The sequence below is a fragment of the Azospirillum sp. TSH100 genome, from assembly GCF_004923295.1.
Classification (GTDB): Bacteria; Pseudomonadota; Alphaproteobacteria; order Azospirillales; family Azospirillaceae; genus Azospirillum.
In genome coordinates this window covers 74,511-95,157 of sequence record NZ_CP039637.1, presented here as the reverse complement: position 1 = coordinate 95,157, position 20,647 = coordinate 74,511, and the positions used below count along the sequence as shown (strand labels likewise).

The following is a 20,647-nucleotide window of genomic DNA, read 5'->3' as shown; positions in this document are numbered from 1 at the left end:
AGGATGCCGTCATGCGCGAAACGCGGTCCCGTTTTCTGCGCCATTTCCTGCAGCGTGAACGCAGACGGGAGGGCGTGGCCTTCCTGCTTCCGGGGCCCGTCCTCCGCCCTGCTTTGGCCGTGATGACGGTCCTGGCGCTGTTTGCGAGCGCGGCGCAGGGCGAGGATGGCGGGGCCGACAGTTCGCTCGACTCCTGGCTGGTGGTGCGGGAGAAGCCGACCGCCACCAGCCGGCAGGTCGACACTGTCGCCACCCACACGACGGTGCTGCCCAAGCGGAGCGAAGCGGAGACCGACTGGCGCCTGATGCCCTTCATCGCCGCTCAGACGTCGGGCGGCATGCCGGGGCAGCCGATCCCGCTGTCCATCGTCGTCACCTCCCCCTACGGCCAGCCGAATCCGGAGCATGAGGCGATCACCCATGTGACGATCGACGATCTGCCGGCGGATGCGAAAGTCTCCAGGGGGCAGCGGGGTGCCGACGGCGTGTGGACGGTGCAATTGGAGGACCTCCCCGACCTGACCCTGACCCTGCCGGGCAACGTCGCCGCGCCGCTGACGCTGCGCATCACGGCGGTGACCGACCATGGCGGCGGCGTGGTCGCCAGACAGGCGGTGACGCTGGCGGTGCCGGTCTCCGAAACGGTTGCAGCCGCGGAATTGCCGGAAACGGACATGGCTCCGCCACCGGCGCAAGGCGGCTCCTCGCAGGCGATCGAGGCGGCCAGGCCGGAAACGGAGCCGGTGGGGTCGGGCACCTCCACCCCGCTTCCGGCACCCGGCGAGATGCCGGAACAGGAGGTCGCCGCAACCCCACCGTCCATCGAGGCGCCAGTGGCCGTTCAAGAGGCTGTTCAGGTGGCCGTGGCTCCGCCGCCGCAACCGGAGCCGCGGCAGCCGCCGCAGCAGGAGGTGGCGGTGCACCGCCCGGCCAAGCTGCCGTCCGGCATTCAGGAGGCGACGCTGATGAAGCGGGGCGACGACCTGTTCGCGCAGGGCGATCTGGCGGGCGCGCGGCTCTATTACGAGAGGGTCGCCGAGACCGGCAACGCGAAGGCGGCCTTCGCCCTCGGCCGCACCCACGATCCGCTGGTGCATGAGCGGCTGCATGTCCGTGGTCTGCCGCCCGATCCGGAACAGGCGGCGGCGTGGTACCGCCGGGCGGTCGCCGCCGGCAGCGGCGACGCCGAACAGCAATTGAAGAAACTGACCGACTGGCTCGCCGACAAATCCAGATAGTCGGAGGCAGGTGCGGCCATCGAGGGGGGGGGAACATCATGAAGGCATCGTTGGTCCGTTTGCTTGCGCTTGGCCGCATGCTTGCGGTGGGAGCCTGCATCGTCGGCGGAGTGTTCGGACTGGCCGGCACGGCCCCGGCCGCCGACCCGCGCGGGATCAACGCCAACAGCGGGACCGTCGGGATCGTCTCGGGCGGGGTCGAGGGGACCTATGTGCGCATCGCCGCCGATCTTGCGTCGGTTCTGGACGACGGCGACACGCTGCGCGTCCTGCCCATGCTGGGCAAGGGATCGGTGCAGAATTTGAAGGACGTCGTGCTGCTGAAAGGCATCGATGTCGGCATCGTGCAGTCCGACGTTCTGGCCTACGCCAAACGCGAGAGGCTGCTTCCCAACCTCGACCGGCGCGTCAAATACATCGCCAAGCTCTACAATGAGGAACTGCACATCCTCGCCGGACCGGACGTGACCCGGATCGAGGATCTGGCCGGCCGCAAGGTCAATGTCGATGTCCAGGGAAGCGGAACCTCGATGACCGCCTCGCTGGTCTTCGACATGCTGGGCATCACGGTGGAACCGCAGGCGAACGATCAGGCCCTTGCCCTGGAGAAGCTGCGCAAGGGCGAGATCGCGGCGATGGCCTATGTCGCCGGCAAGCCGACCCGGCTGTTCCGCGACCTGAAGGCGGGCGACGGGCTGCATTTCCTGTCGATCCCGATGAGCGGCGCGCTGCTCGACACCTATCTGCCGTCGCGGCTGACCAACGCCGACTATGAGGGGCTGATCAAGCCGGGCGAGCAGGTCGACACCGTCGCGGTCGGGGCGGTGATGGCGGTCTATGGCTGGGAACGCGACCTGGAACGCCACCGCAAGGTCGCCCGTTTCGTCGACGCCTTCTTCGGCAAGTTCGACGAGTTCCTGAAGCCGCCGCGCCACCCGAAATGGAAGGAGGTCAATCTGGCGGCCGACGTTCCCGGCTGGACCCGCTTCGAGCCGGCCGAACAGTGGCTGCGTCAGGCCTCGGCCGCGAAGGATCCGCAATCGGCCGCCCAATTGCCCGCTGCCAGGAAGGAGGAGTTCCGCGCCTTCGTCGAGCAGCGCGGCGTCCAGCCGCAGCAGGCGGAAAAGCTGTTCGAGCAGTTCCTGCTGTGGCAGGCGCGGTCCCAGCAATAAGGGCCCCGCCGTCCGGCTTTGCGTCGGCCCTGTCGTGCATTACACTGAAAAGGAGATTTCGCCGAGAGGGTTTTCCCGTTCCATGGCCGACCTGTTCATCAGCTACCCACATGCGGACGCATCACTGGTGCGACCCCTGGCCGAAGAGTTGAAGCGTCTCGGCCTGTCCGTCTGGTTCGATGAGCAGGAGATCGGCGACACGGATGCCATCACCCGGTCCATCATCGACGGGCTGGGGCAGGCGCGCATGCTGGTGGCCTGGTACTCGCGGGCCTACGCGCGCTCCCGCCCCTGCCAGTGGGAACTGACGGCCGCCTATCTCGCCGCCCAGCATGAGGGTGGCGATCTGGCGCGCCGCATCCTGGTGATCAACCCGGAGCAGGGCGCCGACCACATCCAGCCCGGTGAGTTGCAGGACCGTCGTTATCTGGAGGGGAGTGCCGATCCCGCCGAGCTGGCCCGGCGCATCGCCGGCCGGCTGGACCGCGCGGCGCGCTGGATCGGCGACATCCGCCCCTTGCAGGCGCCGCCCTGGCTGGCCGGCAAGCGGCGCATCGGATCCAACCGCTTCGTCGGCCGCGTGCCGGATCTGTGGAGCGTCCATGACGGGCTGACCGCCGCCTCGGTCACCGTCATCACCGGGGCGCGGCCCGGCGGCGATCTGGTGCAGGTGCAGGGCATGGGCGGCATCGGGAAGTCGATGCTGGCCGAGGAATACGCGTTGCGCTTCGCCGCCGCCTACCCCGCCGGCATCGTCTGGCTGTCCGCCTCGCGCACCGGCACGGTCGCCCCGGACGGGCGCGAGGCGGAGGCGGAGGGTGCCGCCGGCCGTCACCTGTTCGATCTGGCCCTGCGCTTCGGCCTGCCCGTCCAGGGCATGGAGCCGGCCGCCGTCGCCGCCCAGGTCGGGCGTTATCTGGACGGGCTGGGCAAGCCGTATCTGTGGATCGTCGACGATCTGCCGACCGACGCCAACGCCGCCGTGCTGGCCCACTGGACGGCGCCCAGCACCAATGGCCGCACGCTGATCACCACGCGCGGCACCCGGCTGGACGGCTGCGGGACGATCCACCGGCTGGACGTGCTGACGCCGGAGGACGCCATCCGCCTGCTCACCGGCCGTCAGCCGCCGCGCGACGTGGCCGAGCGGGCGGTGGCTGCGGAGATCGTGAAGGAGCTGGGCGGTCATGCCCTGGCCGTGGATGTCGCCGGTGCCGCCCTGCGCGCCATGGGCTATGCCGAGTTTCTGGAGGAGCTGCGCAACCCCAGCGCCGACGCGCTGGCCCTGATGGAGGAGTTGGCGGGCGAGCTTCCCAACGGCCACCATCCCGGCATCGCCGTCACCCTTCTGCAAAGCATTGAGCGCCTCCGCCCGGAGGGCGTGCTCGTGCTGCAACTTGCTTCGCTTTTGGCGCCCGATCCGATCCCGACGGGGTATATCGAGACTGTCTTGGCGGAGCATGCGGGCGATGAGGCTGCGGGTCGCAGGGCCGCGCTGCTGGGGATTGGGGCTGTCGAGGCTGAGGCGCTGCTGGACCGCCTTGGCCAGGAGGAGGTGCTGGTCCACATTCTAACTGCCCGCACGATGCGGCGGCACGCTCCTGCCCCCGAAGACTTGCGGGCTGCCGCGGTCAGGGTGATGAACCGGGTAATGCGGCATTCGGATGATATCCGTAAGCATGGCGCGCTCGAACCGCTGATCGGGCATGTCCGTACCCTGACCGAGTCTGTGGAGGATGAGGAGACTGCCGCGCTTTTGGGCTGGCTGGGCATGTTTGAGCAAGAGCGCGGAGCTTATGGTCTGGCCGTCGTAGTCCGAAGGAGGGTGCTTGACGCGATACGGGGATTGTCTGGCGACGAACACCCGGACACCTTGACTCCCATGAATAATCTTGCCGTTACCCTTGTGAGCCAAGGTGATCTCGTTGGGGCGCGTGACCTTCAGGAACGAGTTTTGGCCGTCCGTCGCCGGGTGCTCGGCGAGGAGCACCCGGCCACTCTGATCTCAATGAATAATCTCGCCGTAACGTTTCGGAACCAAGGAGAACTTGCCGAAGCGCAGGACCTTCAGGAGCAGGCTTTGGCCGTCCGTCGCCGCATACTTGGGAACGAGCATCCAAGCACCTTGATCTCTATGGGAAATCTAGCTTCCATCCTTTTGGATCAACGTGATCTTACTGGAGCGCGGGACTTGCAGGAGCAGGTTTTGGCGGTCCATCGCCGTATGCTCGGCGAGGGGCACCCGGATACCTTAATCTCCATGAATAATCTCGCTGCGACCCTTTCTGAACAAGGTAATCTCGCCGAGGCGCAGGACCTTCAGAAGCAGGTTTTGGCCGTTCGCCGACGCATGCTCGGTGAGGAGCACCCTGACACCTTGATCTCTATGGGCAATCTCGCAAACATCTTTTTGCAGCAGAAGAATACCGCTGAAGCGAAGTCATTGCTCGACCAGGCTTTTCCAGTGGCTCAGCGCAAGCTGGGCAATGACCATTCGATTACCAAAGCTCTCCAAAACGCTCTCGACTTCGTCACCTCCCTCCCCCCATCACCTCCCTGACCTCCGCTCACCTGTCCCAGCCGAGCAAGCGGCCCAGGCCGGACAGGCGTAGCGGGCGGAGGAAGCGGTAGCAGGCGCAGGTCAGTTCGCGCAGGAAGGCCTCCGGGGCGCCGCCGGGCTGCATCCAGGGGGCGACGCCCAGGAAACGCCAGCCCTGGTGGCGGCCGGGGTCGGTCGGCAGGGCGGAGCCGAGCGAGGCCGCGCTCCGGCCGGCGATGTGGTAGCCGGCATACATCAGGGCATGGCACTCGGTCTCCGAGAAGCGGTCGAGATCGGTGCGGATCGCCGCGAGCGCCCGCTGCACCTTCTCGTCCAGGCCGGAGGGATCGTCCGGCGGCAGGGCGTCGGCCGTGGCCTGGCTGCCGCCGAGCCAGGTCAGCTCGCGGACGGGCAGGCCCTGCTTCAGATGGGCGATGCTCAGCCCGCGCAGCCGGCCGGAGCGCAGCCGTGTCGACAGGATGCGGAAGCTGTTGCGCCGCACCGTGTCCATCAGGATGTCGTTGGTGCGCGAAACCACCGTGGTGAAGAACCAGGACGGCCGCCTTTCCGTCGCCAGCTGGCCGCAGCCGTCGCTGACCAGCATGACCGTGCAGCCCTGTTCCAGCAGGCCGAAGATGCCCTGGTTGTCGTTCACCCCGCCGTCGCACAGCCGGACGGTGCGGATCGGATACAGCCCGTCGAGGCGGATCGGGCGGAACAGGCCGGGCACCGCCGCCGAGGCGGCGACGGCGGTTTCCAGCGTCAGGCCCTTCAGCGGGTCCGGCGCGTCCTTGTAGTAAAGGCGTCGCAGGCGTTCGGTGGAGTCGATGGAGGGTTCGATGCAGCTCGGCGCCTCGCCCATCCAGCTCGCGGTGAATTGCCAGTTGTGGCCGGTGTTGAGCGCCGTGGCGTTGACGATGAGGATCGGCACCTTGGCATTGCGGTTCCAGTTGTTCCGCTTGGGGTGGAAGTTGGGCTTGGCGTCCTTCGGCTGGACGATCAGGCTGCTCATCTCGTGCGAGGGCCTGTCGGGATCCTGGTAGAGCGCCCGGTACAGCAGGGTGCCCACCTGCACCGTGCGGCTGTGCAGCAGCGTGGGCAGCGACCGCAAAAGGGCCCTGCTGCGCAGGTCGGTGCGCAAGGCCGCCAGCAGGCGATCCTGGGTGCGCTCCACCACCCGGATGTAGGCGTCCCGGTCCATCCCGGCGTCCGGCAGCCGCTCAAGCTCGCGGCGCAGCTCCAGGTAATAGAGCGCGCCGAGGATGGAACCGCCCGACACGCAGGACAGCACCTCCACATGGCGCAGCAGATCCAGCTCGGCCAGCCGGGCCAGAACGCCGACATGGAAAAGCGAGGCGCGGAAGCCGCCCCCCGACAGCGCCAGCCCGACCTTTCCGGCCAGCAGCCCGTGCAGGGCCGGTCGGCCGGCGACTCCGGCCAGCGCGTCGAGGGCCGGGCCGATGTCCTCGCCCCGGTCCGCGCGCAGCCGGGCGAGTGCGGCGAGCTGGCAGACCAGCGATTCCAGCTGCCAATCCGCGTGCGGGCAATCCCGGCGCGCCTCCTCCAGCAGGGTGCCGGCGGTGGCATGGTCGCCCAGGCCGAAATGGGCCTCGACCAGCGTCGCGCGGGGCCACCAAGGTTCCGCCACGCCGGTTCCGGCCAGGATGTCGTTCCTTGCGGAAAGCACCGAACGGCGTTGCGCCTCCGCCTCGGCCCGCAATGCCGCGGCGCGCCGGCGGGAGCCGTCATCGCCCGCGACATCCTCCTCGCGCGCGACGAGATCGAGGATCAGGGCCAGATTGACGGCGGCGTAGGTCCAATCCTCCAGCTTCGTGCTGCAATCCCGCGCCCGCCGGTAGAAGGCCAGCGAGCGGCGCAGGGTGCGGCCGTTGCCCGAAATTTCCGCCATGCGCTTGTGGATGGCGCCGGCGAGGCTGAGGGTTTCGTGATTGGTCGTGGTGTCGAGATCGTCCCCGCCATTGGGGTCGGTGAGGATGGCGAGCGCGCGTTGCAGCGCGTCCTCCGCCTGCAATTCGGGGTCCTTGTAGGTGCACAGCGCCAACTGCTGGCGCGCCCACAGATGGTCCGCCGGTGACAGGTCCCGGCGGTCGACGATCGGCGTCAGCTGCCGCCGCGCCTTGCTGAAATCCTTGTTTTTGTTGGTGAGCTCCTTCACCTCCGCCCGCAGCAGCGGCATGTAGAGCCAATCGGGAGGGGAGGACTGAGAGGCGGCTGGCTTGTCGAATATCATGGCGCCGGATTCGTCCACAGCAAGGTATTGTGCGGAGTACAGCATAAGCAATCAGGACGACGCCATAGCAGCCTTTGAATGCGTGGGAGAATATTGCCGCACATCCATACTATAGTATGTTGAATGCCCGCAGTGGCGTGGTAAATTTAAATTTACCTTTTCATAGCGTTGTCTGAACTTGACGTCCCGGAATCATCGGACAGTCCGGAGAACAACGATGATCCATGCGAGCGGCGCGGTCACGCGCTATCCGGCAGAAGCCTTCGGGCCGCTGCCGGTGTCGCGGTTCAGTCCATCGGCGGGCTGAGCGGTCAGGCCGCCGCACCCGGTCCGGGGACCGCTCCCGGCGGGCATTTGCCGAGGATGATCATGCCCAGCACCTCGTCCTGCGTCACGTCGGCGACGCGGGCGGTGCCGACCAGCTTGCCGTTCTTCATCACATGGATGCGGTCGGCCAGATCGAACACGTCGTGGATGTCGTGGGAAATCAGGAAGATGCCGATCCCCTCCTGCTTCAGCTGCTTCACCAGCTCGCCGACCTGACGGGTCTCGGCGGGGCCGAGTGCCGCGGTCGGTTCGTCCATGATCAGGACGCGGGCGTCGAAATGGATGGCGCGGGCGATGGCGACCGACTGGCGCTGACCGCCGGACAGCGCCTTCACCGGTTCCTTGAAGCGGCGGAAATGCGGGTTCAGGCGGCCCATCACCTTGCGCGCCTCCGCCTCCATCGCGTGGTCGTCCAGCGTGCCCCAGGCGGTCAGCTTTTCGCGGCCGAGGAAGATGTTGGCGGCGGCGTCGACATTGTCGGCCAGGGCGAGGGTCTGGTAGATCGTCTCGATGCCGCAGCGCTTGGCGTCGCGCGGGCTGGCGATGTGGACCGGCTCGCCGTTCACCCGGATCTCGCCATGGTCGGCGGCATAGGCGCCGGACAGGATCTTGATGAGCGTCGATTTGCCGGCGCCGTTGTGGCCGAGCAGCCCGACCACCTCGCCGGGGTAGAGGTCGATGCTGACGCCGTCCACCGCCTTGATGCCGCCGAAGGCGATGGAGACGTCGCGCATCTCCACCAGCGGGGCGGTGGCCGCCTGCGGCTCCGCCCCTGGTATTGCCGTTGTGAGAGCGCTCATTTCAACCCCCGGCGATAGAGCGTGTCGACATAGACCGCCGCGACCAGCACGAGGCCGACGACGATGTTCTGCATCGGCGCGTCCACCCCCAGCAGCACCATGCCGGATTGCAGGGACTGCATCACCATGGCGCCCAGCATCGCGCCGAGGATGGTGCCGACGCCACCGGCCATCGAGGTGCCGCCGATGATCGCCGCGGCGATGACGTACAGCTCGTCCAGCGTGCCGTTGGCGTTGGTCGCGGCGTTCAGCCGGGCGGTGGCGATGCAGGCGGACAGGCCGCACAGCGCCCCCATCAGCCCGAACACCATCACCATCACCCGGCGGGTGTTGATGCCCGACAGCTCCGCCGCCTCCGGATTGCCGCCGATGGCGAAGACGTAGCGGCCGAAGCGGGTGCGCCGCGACAGGAAGGTCATCGCCACCCCCACCGCCAGCGCGATCAGCACCGGGATGGCGAAGCCGTGGGCGACGAAGGGCAGCGTGCCGTCGGTGGACAGACCCTGCGCCTCCATCATGCGGCGCACCACCGGGATCGGCAGTGGATAGGCGTTGACCACCAGCACGGCGCCGACGATGGCGGCGGCGACCAGCAGGATCACCACCCCCTCCGCCCACAAGGGCCGGACGGGAAAGCCGAAGCCGGCCCGCCGCCGCCGCGTCACCAGGATGGCGGCGACCGACAGCAGGACGGCGGCGATGCCGACCGCCCAGCTGGGACCGGCGCCGATGGCGCCCTCGAAGCCGCCGCCCAGCCGCTTGAACAGGCCGTCCATCGGCGCCACCGTCTGGCCGGTGGTCACCCACCAGGCCGCACCGCGCCACACCAGCAGTCCGCCCAGCGTGACGATGAAGGACGACACGCCGAGATAGGCGATGACGGCGCCCTGCATCGCCCCCACCGCCCCGCCGACGGCGATCGCCGCCAGCACCGCCACCACCCAGGTCATCGGATGGTCGAACCCCCAGATCTCCGGCAGGATGCGGGCCTGGAGCACGCCGACCACCATGCCGGTGAAGCCCAGGATGGAGCCCACCGACAGGTCGATGTTGCGGGTGACGATGACCAGCACCATGCCGGTCGCCATCACGGCGACCGACGCGGTCTGCACCGACAGGTTCCACAGGTTGCGCGGGGTCAGGAAGGCGCCGCCGGTCAGGATGTCGAAGCCGATCCAGACGATGGCCAGCGCCCCGATCATCCCGACCATGCGGGTGTCCAGCTCCAGCGCGCGCAGGGCGTCGCCGATGCCGGCCCGCCGTCCGGCCGGCGCTTCCGAAGAAGGCGCCGGGGACAGGGTGGTGGACGGTTCCGCCATCAGTTGCAGGCCTTGACGCTGCCCGGCTTCACACCCTGGCAGACCACGTCCTTGGTCACCCAGCCGGCGTCGATCACCTGATTGAGGTTGTCCTTGGTGATGGCGATCGGGGTGAGGAACAGCGAGGTCATCTTCTGCTTCTTCGGACCGCCGTCGAAGGTGGTGGCGCCGGCGATCGCGGACATCTTCTTGCCGCCGGCCAGATCGATGGCGATCTCGGCGGCGCGGCGGCCGAGTTCACGGGCGTCCTTCCACACCGACACCGTCTGGGTGCCGAGCGCGATGCGGTTCAGCGCCGCCTTGTCGCCGTCCTGGCCCGACACCGGCACGGTCCCGGCCAGACCCTGCGCCGCCAGCGCCGCCACCGCACCGCCGGCGGTGCCGTCGTTGGAGGCGACCACGGCATCGACCTTGTTGCCGTTCTTGGTCAGGATCTGCTCCATGTTCTGCTGGGCGATGGCCGGCAGCCACTTGTCGGTGTAGGCCTCGCCGACATTCTTGACGTCGCCGCGGTCGATGGCGGCCTTCAGCACCTCCATCTGGCCGGCGAACAGGAAGTCGGCGTTGGGGTCGGTGGAGCTGCCCTTGATGAAGGCGTAGTTGCCCTTCGGCTTCATCGCGAAGACGCTGCGCGCCTGGAGGCGGCCGACCTCCTTGTTGTCGAAGGTGATGTAGAAGGCCGACGGGATTTCGATCAGCCGGTCATAGCCGACCACCGGGATGCCCTCCGCCGCCGCCTTCTCCACCGCCGGGCGGATGGCGTCGCTGTCCTGGGCCAGGATGATCAGCGCCTTGGCGCCGCGCGAGATCAGCGATTCGATGTCCGACAGCTGCTTGGCCGGCGAGGACTGGGCGTCGGCCGACAGGTAGGTGCCGCCGGCCTTCTCGATCACGGCCTTGATCGCCGCCTCGTCGGTCTTCCAGCGCTCCTCCTGGAAGTTGGACCAGGACACGCCGACGGTGGTGCCGGCGGCCAGCGCCGCCGTCGAGGTCATGGTGGTCGCGGCTGCCAGCGTCAGGAACAGGCCGGCGGCGGTAGCGGTGAGGCGGTGCTTCATCGTGTTTCCTCCTTATGTGGCCGTCCGGTCATGGCGGCCTTGTTGATCGACGAGAAGTCTCCGATATCCCCCTCTCCCCGGGGGGGAGAGGGGATACTGTTGACGGTTCAGACGTAGCGGTTGACGACGTTCTCCAGATACTCCTGCCGGCCGGAGCGCGGCTGGGGGTTGATGCCCGAGGTCAGCGCCCGTTCGGCCAGCGTGGCGAGGTCGCGCTTGCCGGACAGGATCGCCTGGCCCTCCGCGCCGTCCCAGCCGGCGTAGCGCTCGGCCAGCGGCTTGGTCAGGGCGCCGTCCTCCAGCATCTGCGCCGCCTGCAGCAGGGCGCGGGCGCAACTGTCGATGCCGCCGATGTGGCCGTGCAGCAGGTCCGCCGGGTCGAGCGACTGGCGGCGGATCTTGGCGTCGAAATTCAGGCCGCCGGTGGTGAAGCCGCCGCCCTTCAGGATGTCGTGCATCACCACCGTCAGTTCGCCGATGTCGTTGGCGAACTGGTCGGTGTCCCAGCCCAGCAGCCCGTCGCCGCGGTTCATGTCGAGCGAGCCGAAGATGCCGAGCGCCAGGGCCAGCGCCACCTCGTGCTGGAAGCTGTGGCCGGCCAGGATCGCGTGGTTCTGCTCGATGTTCACCCGCACGTCGGCCAGCAGATCGTAGCGTTCCAGGAAGCCGTAGACGGTGGCGACGTCGAAGTCGTACTGGTGCTTGGTCGGCTCGCGCGGCTTCGGTTCGATCAGGATCGGGCCGCTGAAGCCGATCCTGTGCTTGTGCTCGACCACCATCGCCAGGAAGCGGCCCATCTGGTCCAGCTCGCGCTTCAGGTCGGTGTTCAGCAGCGTCTCATAGCCCTCGCGGCCGCCCCACATGACGTAGTTGGCGCCGCCCAGCGCATGGGTCGCCTCCAGCGCGGCGCGGACCTGCCCGCAGGCATAGAGGAAGACGTCCGGATCCGGGTTGGTCGCGGCACCCGCCATGTAGCGGCGGTGGGAGAACAGGTTGGCGGTGCCCCACAGCACCCGGACCTTGGCGGTATCCATCTTGGCCGCGAACAGCTCGGTGATGGCCTTCAGATTGTCGACGCTCTCGGCCAGCGTGTCGCCCTCCGGCGCGGCGTCGAGGTCGTGGAAGCAGAAATAGGGGATGTCGAGCAGGCGGAACATCTCGAAGGCGACGTCGGCCTTGGCGCGCGCCGCCGCCATCGGATCCTGGCCGGGGCGCATCCAGGGGCGCAGGAAGGTCTCGCCGCCGAAGGGGTCGCCGCCCGGCCAGCAGAAGCTGTGCCAGTAGCAGGCGGCCAGGCGCAGATGGTCCTCCATCCGCTTGCCCAGCACCACGCGGTCCTTGTCGTACCAGCGGTAGGACAGCGGGTCGCGGCTGTCCGGCCCGCGATAGGCAACGGGGGACAGGTCGCCGAAGAAAGAGGCGGTGCTCAAGACGCGAACTCCTTGGCAAGGGGGTAGAGCCGGCGCCAGCGCAGCCAGGCCTGGCTGTACGCGTCGGCGCGGGCCGGATCGGGGGTGAAGGTCTCAAGACGGCGGGGCTTGCGGCAGACGGTGGCGGGAGATTCTCCCGTCGCCGCCATGCGGCCGAGATGGGCGGCGCCCAACGCCGCCCCGACCTCGCCGTCCTCGATGCGGTGGATGGTGACGCCGAGGACATCGGCGCAGATGCGCGCCCACAGCCGGGAGCGGGAGCCGCCGCCGGCCAGATCAAAAGCGGTCGGAGCACCCTCGCCCAGCGCGACGAGATTGTCCCGGGCGGCGAAGGCGACGCCTTCCAGCACCGCCTGGACCATCGCGTCGCGTGTGGTTTCCGCCGACAGGCCGGCGAACAGGCCGCGCACGGTGGCGTCGTTGTGGGGGGTGCGCTCGCCCGACAGATAGGGCAGGAAGGCGACCGGCGAGGGGCCGTCGACGGCGTCGCCCAGCGGGGCCAGCAGGTCGGCCTCCGGCGCGCCGAGGGTGGAGGCGGCCCAGGCCAGCGAGGCGGCGGACGACAGCATGACCCCCATCTGGTGCCAGACGCCGGGCAGCGCGTGGCAGAAGGCATGGACCGCCATCGCCGGGTTGGGCAGGAAACGGTCGGTCGTCCGCCACAGCACGCCGGAGGTGCCGAGGCTGAGGAAGCCGTCGCCAGGGGTGATGGCGCCAAGGCCGACGGCGCTGGCGGCGCAATCCCCCGCCCCGCCCGCCACCAGCGGCGGCGTTTTCATGCCCCAGCGCCGGGCCAGCTCAGGCGACAGTTGGGCGACGGCGTCGGATCCTTCCGCCAGATCCGGCATATGGGCACGGGTCAGGCGGGTGGCGGCGAGCAGGTCGTCCGACCAGCCGCGCCGCGCCACGTCGAGCCACAGCGTGCCGGAGGCGTCCGACATCTCCTCCACCATGACACCAGTGAAGCGCCAGCGGACATAGGCCTTGGGCAGCAGCACCTTGGTCAGCGCCGCGAAGATGTCCGGTTCCTCCTCCGCCACCCACAGCAGTTTGGGAGCGGTGAAGCCGGGCATGGCGATGTTGCCGCTGATCGCCCGCAGCGTCGGCAGGCTTTCCTCCAGCGTCGCGCACTGGCGGTGGGAGCGGCCGTCGTTCCACAGGATGGCGGGACGCAGCACCCGGTTGTCGATGCCCAGCAGAACCGCGCCGTGCATCTGGCCGGAGAAGCCGATGCCGAGCACGGCGGCGAGGGCCGTGGGCTGGCGTTCGGCCAGCTCGTCCACCGCGGCGATGGCGGCGGATACCCAGTCCTCCGGCTCCTGCTCCGACCACAGGGGATGGGGGCGGGAGACGGTGCAGGGGCGGGACGCGCTGGCGGCGACGGCCCCATCGGCGTCGGTCAGAACCGCCTTGACGCTCGATGTGCCGATGTCGATCCCGAGAAACATGCCGTCGACCTTTTCTGATGCCCTTGCGGGCGTGTTCCTGATGCCCGTCAGGGCATGTTCTTGGCGCCCGTCAGGGCAGGTTGTCGCGCAGGATGACCTGGACCCGGATGTGTTCCTGCGCCGCGACGATCTCCTGGCCGGCAACCAGGGCGTGGAGCACCCGCGCCATCGAGCGCACCTCGTGCCCCGGATCCTGGGCGACCAGGGCGGCGAAGGTGCCGTCCAGCAGCATGCGGCGGGTGGCCGGCGTCAGTTCGTGCCCGACGCAGAGGATCTTGCGGGCGAGGCCGGCCTCGGCCAGCGCCTCGCCGATGCCGACGGAGCCCTCGCCGGTGTTGTAGATCGCCACCAGATCGGGCGTGTCCGCCAGCATGCGGCGGACCAGATCGCGGTTGCGCTCCGGATCGTCGCGGCCCTCCACCGGGGTCAGGCGGGTCAGGTGGGGATATTCCTCCGCCAGCACCTGCCCGAAGCCGAAGCGGCGTTCGGCATGGTCGCGCAGGCTGCCCGATCCGGTGATGATGCCGACGGCGCCGCCGGGTTCACCCGCGCGCGGGGGACCGAGGAAGCGGCCGACCAGCGAGCCGGCGGTGCGGCCGGCGGCGATGTTGTCGATGCCGACATAATGCTGGCGCCGCGACGAGGGGGCGTCCGACACCAGCGTCACCACCGCCATGCCACCCTCGACCAGATCGTCGATGGCGGCGCGGATGCGCGGATGGTCGAGCGCCACCAGCGCCACGCCGTCGAAGCGGCCCGGCAGGGCGGCCAGTTGCTCAGCCAGGGTGTCGGCGTCGAACACGTCGGCCTCGATGATCTCCACCCCGATGCGCCGGGCGCGGAACCAGTCGGCCTGGGAACGGATGTTGTCGGCGATGTCCATCATGAAGCGGTTGCCGCCGCCGGGGAGGATCACGGCGAAGCGCCAGGACCGTGCCCGCGCCAGCTCCGCCGCCGCCGCCAGGGGACGGAAGCCCAGCCGCTGCACCGCCTCATGCACCTTGCGCGCGGTCTTGGCGCTGACGCCGGGCCGCCCGTTGACCACCCGGTCGGCGGTCGCAAGGCTGACGCCGGCGGCGGCGGCCACGTCGCGCAGGGTCATGGGCGCATCACCGGGGGGCGCATCGCTGGCTTGATTGTTCATGGCGCGAACCATATGCCGGCATTTTGAGGTGCGCAACTCAAAAAACCGGAGGCGGTTCCAGCACTGACTTTCGGCCGATCCAAGGTCGGGGTTGGCTGGTTCGCAGGTGCGGAATTTTAGGTGCGTACGTCAGTATGCGGCTGTGCTTCCTCATTGGGCTTAGAGGGCTCGAACCGCTGGCCCCGACCGGAGACGGCCCTACTCCCGATGGGGCCCATTGCCTTCGATTGCGCTCATGACCTGGGGACTCGCGGGAATTTAGGCTTGCTCCTCCCTCGTGCCACAGCCAGCAGGGTGGAATGCCGCAGCTGAGAACCCATCAGCAACTGGTCAGCGCCATCGCCGACGCCATCGGCCAGGAGCAGACGGAGGTTCGCGACGTTCTGGCGGCGGTGACGCCCGGCGGGGGGAAATCGCTGCTGCCGGTCATCATGGCGGCGGCGCTGCACAAGGCGGCGCGGATCGACCGCGTCTGCTGGATCGTGCCGCGCGACAGCCTGCGCCAGCAGGCGGAGGAGGCTTTCGTCGATCCGCGCTGGCGCGAGCTGTTGGGACACACCATCGCCCTCCGCGCGGCGGAGAACGGGCGCGATCTCTGCCGCGGGTTGCAGGGTTACGTCACCACCTATCAGGCGGTCGCCGCCGCACCGGATTTGCATCTGCAGGAGTTCCGCCGCCACCGCTACCTGCTGGCGGTGGACGAGCTGCACCATCTGCCGGCGGTCTTCGACACCGACCGCGGCATGGCGGTGGAGGAGGAAACGGCGTGGAGCCGGTCGATCCTGCCGCTGCTGGAGAACGCGTCGGCCCGGCTGCTGATGAGCGGGACGCTGGAGCGCGCCGACGGCCGGCCGATCCTGTGGCTGCCCTACCGGGCGCCGCAGGGGACGAGGAAGGTGCGGGAGATCGACTTCAAGGCGCCGGGCTGGGCGGTGGTCGGCTATTCGCGCCGGCAGGCGCTGGCGGAAAAGGCGATCCTGCCCGTCACCTTCGGGGCGATGGACGGGACGGCCTCCTGGCTGGATGCGGAGCGGACCAACCGCTGGGTCGATGCCCTGTCGAAGGCGGGGGAGAACACGAGGGACGCCCTGTTCACAGCACTTCGCACCGGCTTCGCCCAGGCGATGCTGCGCGAGGCTTATCGTTCCTGCCGGGAACATCGGGCGAAGCGGCGGGCGGAGCTGAAGCTGCCGGCCGGGCACGACGATGCGGGGCTGGGCAAGCTGCTGGTGATCGCACCGGACCAGGAGACGGCGCGCTTCTATCTGGAGACTTTGCAAGGCTGGATGCCGAAGGCGCAGGCCGGCCGCATGGCGCGGCTCGCCATCTCCGAATGCCGCGACGCGCAGGAGGTGGTGGCCGCTTTCCGGCTGCGGCCGGAGCCGGCGGTGCTGGTCTCCGTCGCCATGGCGTACGAGGGGCTGGACGCGCCGTCGATCACCCATGTCGCCTGCCTGACGCACATCCGCTCCCGCCCCTGGCTGGAACAGGCGATCGCGCGGGCGACGCGGGTGGACCCGCGTGGCGGCCCCTATGACCGGCAGCGGGCGCTGGTCTACCACCCCTCCGACGCGCTGTTCGAGCGGTTCCGCACCATGGTGGAGACCCAGCAGGGCACCCGCGCCATGGTGAAGACGCGCAGGCCGCAGCAGGAGCTTCCCTTTGAACGATCACTGGAGCGGGAACCGGAGATCATCCCGCTGGACTCCAACGCCACGGCGCTGAGCTTCGCCGTGGTGGCGCCGGGGCCGGATTTCGGGGCGCCGGGGCGGGATCCGGGCGAGTTGCCGCTGACCCCGAGCGCGGCGGAGCATCACCTGCGCCAGCGCATCGGCCAGCTGGTCGCGGCGCAGGTGATCGAGGACGAGGACAACAACCTCGTCGCCGAGGGGCCGACCGGCTACCACATCTACAACGCCGTGCTGAAGCGGCTGATGAAGAAGGCGCGCTCCGAAATGACCCTGTCGGAGCTGGAGGCGACCGTCGGCTGGCTGGAGCGCAACCGGCTGTCGGACCATCGGCATCTGATCGTCGACGATCCGCAGTTCACATGGTCGACGAGGCGGCGGGGGTCGCACCGGGCGGGCTATGGGATGCCTGCGGCTCGCGGCGGCGACAGGATCCCCTCTCCCCCCCGGGGAGAGGGTTAGGGTGAGGGGGACGCGCTGCGGCTCTTACCCAAAAATCCGGCATGTGCATCCCCCTCACCCCGACCCTCTCCCCGCTTTTCGGCGAAGCTACGCTTCGCCTGTCGGCGCCGTAAGCAAAGCTTACGGCAGGGGGGGAGAGGGGGATATCGGGGGAAGCGGACAGCGCCCCTCCAGCAGGTCGCGGTCGCGGATCAGGGCATCGGCCATGAAGTCGAGGAAGGCGCGGACGCGGCCCATGTGGCGCAGATCCTCGTGGGTCAGCAGCCACAGCTTGGCGTCGGCCTCCTGCACCGGGTCGCCGATGCGGCGGAAGGCGGGGTCGCGGTCGACCACGCCGCAGGGCAGCAGGCCAAGGCCGATGCCGGCCCGCACCGCCTCCACCGCTCCCGCCACCGAGTTGACGCGGTAGCGCACCGAACCCGCCGGGACCGTCCGTTTCATCCAGTCGGCGAGGTTGGTGTGGTCGAAGGAGTCGTCCAGCCCGACCCAGGGATGGCGGTCGAGACCGCCGGCGCCGTCCGCGGCGTCCAGATAGGCGGCGGCGCCATAGACGGCGAAGGCGAGACCCGACACGGCGCGGCCGACCAGATTTTCCGGCGGGCTGGTGGTGGCGCGGATCGCCACGTCGGCCTCGCGCCGGGTCAGGCTGAGCGAGGCCTCCGCCGCCACCAGATCGACCCGCAGGTCGGGGTGGCGCCGGCGGAAGGCGACGATGTGGCGGGGCAGGATGTAGAGCGTCAGAATGTCGAGGGTGGTGACGCGCAGGCTGCCGCTGATCCGGGTGTCGCGGCCGGACAGAAGACGGTTGGCGGCGGCCAGATCCTCCTCCATCTTCTGCGCCACCCGCTGCATCTCGTCGCCCGCCGCGGTCAGCACATAGCCGCCGGGCAGCTTGTCGAACAGGCGGGCGCCCATCGCCTCCTCCAGCGCGGTCACCCGGCGCAGCACGGTGCTGTGGTTCACCCCCAGGACGCGCGCCGCCGCCGACAGCGACCCATGCCGCGCCACTGCCAGCAGATAGCGAAGATCATCCCAGTTGCTGCCACTTATCATTTATTCCCGCTCATTCCTGCATATGCTTTTTGCAAATCTCCCGAATTCGCGCTCACCAAAGCACAGGCTAGGGTCTCGGCCAAGCGCAACCTGCGCCACCCAATCGAAACCCGGCTTTCCCCAAATGTCCGAGCTGCTTCAAGACCCCTTCGTCCAATCCAGCGCGCTGCCCCTGCTGGTCGGCCTGATCCTGGTCGGTGTCCTGCATCTGCTGCGCCGGTCGCTGGCCGCCGCCGGCGTCGCCGCCGGTTTCCTGGTCGTGTTCGCCATGGTCATCGGACTGCCGGCCCTGCCGCCGCCGTCCAGCATGGGCAAGCTGTTCTGGGCGTCCGCCGCCGGGCTGCTGATCGGCGTCGTCGCTGATGTGGCGGGGTTCCGCGGCCGGGCCGCTTCGGTGCTGCTGGCGGTGTGGCTGGCCGCCTCGCTGCTGTGGATCGCCCTGCCCGCCCTCGACTCCGCGGCGGCGATCGTCACCCTGATCGTCCTGCTGGTCACGGCGGCGTGTGTCGCTTTTGTCCGCGGTTCGGAAGAGGTCGAGAGCCCGGTCGAAAGCCCGATGGCGCCGGCCTCCACGCTGCTGGCGCTGGCGCTGGCCGTCGGCGGCACCGCGCTGATCGGCTCCTCGGCCTCCATCGCCCAGATGGCGCTGGCACTGGCGGCGGCGGCCGGCGGCTTCCTGCTGTGGAACTGGCCGGTGGAGCGTCATGGCTGGGGCCTGTCGGGCCGGGCCGCCACCGGCATCGCCGTGCTGCTGGCCGCCGTGCTGGCCCTGTTCACCCAGACCCAGGCCGCGGTTCTGCTGCTGGCCCTGCCCGCCCTGCTGGCCGGCCATGCCCGCCGCCTCATTCCCCAGGGCGACGGCCCGGTCGGCCGCGCCGCCTCGGCGGCCGCCGTCACGGTGGTCGCGGTCCTGCCGGCGCTGGTCGCCATCGGCGCGGCCTTCGCGCTGAGCGGCGGCGAAGCCTCGCCCTACTGATCCCCTTCCCTCCTTCCAGTCAATCCTGCCTTTTCCCGGAGTTGCGTTCATGAAGAAGACCCTGTTTGCCGCCGCCCTGTTCGCCGCCACCGCCGTCGGCGCCACCCTCTCCATGGGGGCCCCCGCCTTCGCCGCCCCGGTCAGCTACAAGATCGATCCGGCGCACACGGCCGTCGCCTTCATCGTCAACCATGTCGGCTTCTCCAACGTGATCGGCCGCTTCAACACGGTCGGCGGCGACGTCACCTTCGACAAGGACGCCGTCGAGAAGAGCGTGGTCACCGTCACCATCGACACCACCAGCGTCGACACCAACCACGCCAAGCGTGACGAGCATCTGCGCTCGCCGGACTTCTTCAATGCGAAGGAGTTCCCGAAGATGACCTTCAAGAGCACGAAGATCGAGAAGACCGGCGACAAGACCGGCAAGCTGCACGGCGACCTGACCCTGCTGGGCGTGACCAAGCCGGTGGTGCTGGACGTCACCTTCAACAAGGACGGCGTCAGCCCGGCCAGCAAGCTGGAGACCGCCGGCTTCTCCGCCCGCGGCACGGTCAAGCGCACCGACTTCGGCATGAAGTACGGCGCCCCGGCCATCGGCGACGACATCCAGCTGCTGATCGAGGTCGAAGCGGTCAAGTCCTGATCGCCGGCAGTCCTCGACTGTTGCAGAGTAAGAGGGGCCGGTTCGCCGGCCCCTTCGCCTATGTGCCGATCGGAATGGAGAAACCGCGATGCCGCAGCTTGTGAACGGTGTTTGGGTGAAGGGCGACATCGCGGCCAGCGAGATCAAGGGCGGCGCCTTCCACCGCGAGCCGACCCGCTTCCGCGACTGGATCACGCCGGACGGCGCGCCCGACGCGGAGGGGCGGCCCACCCTGCCGGCGGTGGCGGGGCGCTACCACCTCTATGTCTCCTATCTGTGTCCCTGGGCCTCGCGCACGCTGATCTTCCGCGCGCTGAAGGGTCTGGAGGGCGTGATCGGCCTGTCCGTCGCCGAACCGGTGCTGGGCGAGGACGGCTGGGTCTATGCCCAGGAACAGGACGGCGGACCGCGCGTCGGCCGTTTCCGTCACCATCACAGCCTCTATACGGCGAGCGACCCGACCTACACCGGCAAGGTGTCGGTCCCGGTTCTGTGGGACCGGCAGGAGGGCCGCATCGTCAACAACGAGTCGGCGGACATCATCCGCATCCTGAACAGCGCCTTCGATCGCCTGACCGGCAACCGGCTGGACCTCTATCCCGAGCCGCTGCGGCCGGAGATCGACCGCTGGAACGAGCTGGTCTATGCCAGCGTCAACAATGGCGTGTACCGCTGCGGCTTCGCCAAGTCGCAGGCCAGCTACGACGAGGCGTTCGACGCGCTGTTCGCCACGCTCGACCGGTTGGAGGAGCGTCTGGCGGCAAGCCGCTATCTGGCGGGCGGGCATCTGACCGAGGCCGACTGGCGCCTGTTCGTGACGCTGGTCCGCTTCGACGCCGCCTATCACGGCGCCTTCAAGTGCAACCTGCGGCGGATCGGGGATTATCCGAACCTGTCCTCCTACCTGCGCGAGCTGTACCAGTGGCCGGGCATCCGCGAGACGGTGAGGATCGACGACATCAAGGCCGGCTACTACACCAACCCGGCGATCAACCCGACGCTGATCGTGCCGAAGGGGCCGGCGCTGGATTTCGACCGCAGCCATGACCGCGACCGGCTGCCGGGCAAGGGTATCTGGCAGCGGGCGTGACACAGC

15 protein-coding genes are annotated in these 20,647 nt (G+C 68.9%); 7 read left to right on the top strand and 8 right to left on the bottom strand.

Annotated features, from left to right (window positions below):
• Window positions 1–11 precede the first annotated feature (11 nt).
• From E6C72_RS22035 to E6C72_RS22025, 3 genes are read left to right on the top strand one after another with little or no spacing between them, the layout of a single operon-like run.
• Window positions 12–1,238: a tetratricopeptide repeat protein gene (locus E6C72_RS22035; protein ID WP_109085250.1), complete on the top strand. Its 1,227-nt coding sequence runs from the start codon at window positions 12–14 to the stop codon at window positions 1,236–1,238.
• 38 nt (window positions 1,239–1,276) lie between these two features.
• Window positions 1,277–2,410, top strand: a complete 1,134-nt coding sequence (locus tag E6C72_RS22030) for a TAXI family TRAP transporter solute-binding subunit (RefSeq protein ID WP_247875626.1) — start codon at window positions 1,277–1,279, stop codon at window positions 2,408–2,410.
• A 34-nt stretch (window positions 2,411–2,444) separates the two neighbouring features.
• Window positions 2,445–4,970, top strand: coding sequence for a toll/interleukin-1 receptor domain-containing protein (locus E6C72_RS22025; RefSeq protein ID WP_247882169.1), 2,526 nt, complete (start codon window positions 2,445–2,447; stop codon window positions 4,968–4,970).
• 7 nt (window positions 4,971–4,977) lie between these two features.
• On the opposite strand, the gene E6C72_RS22020 is transcribed toward E6C72_RS22025, so the two are convergent.
• The 7 genes from E6C72_RS22020 to E6C72_RS21990 form a co-directional block, all read right to left on the bottom strand.
• The gene (locus tag E6C72_RS22020; RefSeq protein WP_158280130.1) at window positions 4,978–7,200 is read right to left on the bottom strand and encodes a patatin-like phospholipase family protein; all 2,223 of its coding nucleotides are present in this window, start codon (window positions 7,198–7,200) and stop codon (window positions 4,978–4,980) included.
• Between the two features lie 311 nt (window positions 7,201–7,511).
• Complete coding sequence (locus E6C72_RS22015) at window positions 7,512–8,327, bottom strand: ATP-binding cassette domain-containing protein (protein WP_109085252.1); 816 nt, start codon at window positions 8,325–8,327, stop codon at window positions 7,512–7,514.
• Window positions 8,324–9,646 (bottom strand): sugar ABC transporter permease, encoded by a 1,323-nt coding sequence (locus E6C72_RS22010; protein ID WP_109085253.1) that lies wholly within the window; start codon window positions 9,644–9,646, stop codon window positions 8,324–8,326. The genes E6C72_RS22015 and E6C72_RS22010 overlap by 4 nt, the downstream gene beginning before the upstream one ends.
• On the bottom strand, window positions 9,646–10,704 hold the full coding sequence (gene xylF / locus E6C72_RS22005) for a D-xylose ABC transporter substrate-binding protein (protein WP_199228724.1): 1,059 nt from the start codon (window positions 10,702–10,704) through the stop codon (window positions 9,646–9,648). Before xylF ends, E6C72_RS22010 begins: the two co-directional genes overlap by 1 nt.
• 107 nt (window positions 10,705–10,811) lie before the next feature.
• Entirely contained in the window at window positions 10,812–12,134 is a 1,323-nt protein-coding gene (gene xylA / locus E6C72_RS22000) for a xylose isomerase (RefSeq protein ID WP_109085254.1), read from the bottom strand.
• Entirely contained in the window at window positions 12,131–13,582 is a 1,452-nt protein-coding gene (gene xylB, locus E6C72_RS21995) for a xylulokinase (RefSeq protein ID WP_109085255.1), read from the bottom strand. Before xylB ends, xylA begins: the two co-directional genes overlap by 4 nt.
• A 70-nt stretch (window positions 13,583–13,652) precedes the next feature.
• On the bottom strand, window positions 13,653–14,684 hold the full coding sequence (locus E6C72_RS21990) for a LacI family DNA-binding transcriptional regulator (RefSeq protein WP_247882168.1): 1,032 nt from the start codon (window positions 14,682–14,684) through the stop codon (window positions 13,653–13,655).
• 341 nt (window positions 14,685–15,025) lie between these two features.
• Between E6C72_RS21990 and E6C72_RS21985 the strand changes: the two genes are divergently transcribed.
• Entirely contained in the window at window positions 15,026–16,876 is a 1,851-nt protein-coding gene (locus E6C72_RS21985) for a DEAD/DEAH box helicase (protein ID WP_247875627.1), read from the top strand.
• Window positions 16,877–16,996: 120 nt separating this feature from the next.
• Here the strand turns inward: E6C72_RS21985 and E6C72_RS21980 are convergent, their stop codons facing one another.
• Window positions 16,997–17,929, bottom strand: coding sequence for a LysR family transcriptional regulator (locus tag E6C72_RS21980; protein ID WP_109085256.1), 933 nt, complete (start codon window positions 17,927–17,929; stop codon window positions 16,997–16,999).
• Window positions 17,930–18,053: 124 nt separating this feature from the next.
• On the opposite strand from E6C72_RS21980, the gene E6C72_RS21975 reads away from it, so the two are divergent.
• From E6C72_RS21975 to E6C72_RS21965, 3 genes are all read left to right on the top strand, one after another.
• The gene (locus tag E6C72_RS21975; protein ID WP_109085257.1) at window positions 18,054–18,905 is read left to right on the top strand and encodes a hypothetical protein; all 852 of its coding nucleotides are present in this window, start codon (window positions 18,054–18,056) and stop codon (window positions 18,903–18,905) included.
• A gap of 49 nt (window positions 18,906–18,954) precedes the next feature.
• Window positions 18,955–19,551: a YceI family protein gene (locus E6C72_RS21970; protein ID WP_109085258.1), complete on the top strand. Its 597-nt coding sequence runs from the start codon at window positions 18,955–18,957 to the stop codon at window positions 19,549–19,551.
• Between the two features lie 88 nt (window positions 19,552–19,639).
• Window positions 19,640–20,641 carry a glutathione S-transferase family protein gene (locus E6C72_RS21965; protein ID WP_109085259.1) on the top strand — a complete coding sequence of 334 codons (1,002 nt, stop codon included), beginning with the start codon at window positions 19,640–19,642 and terminating at the stop codon, window positions 20,639–20,641.
• Window positions 20,642–20,647: the final 6 nt, after the last annotated feature.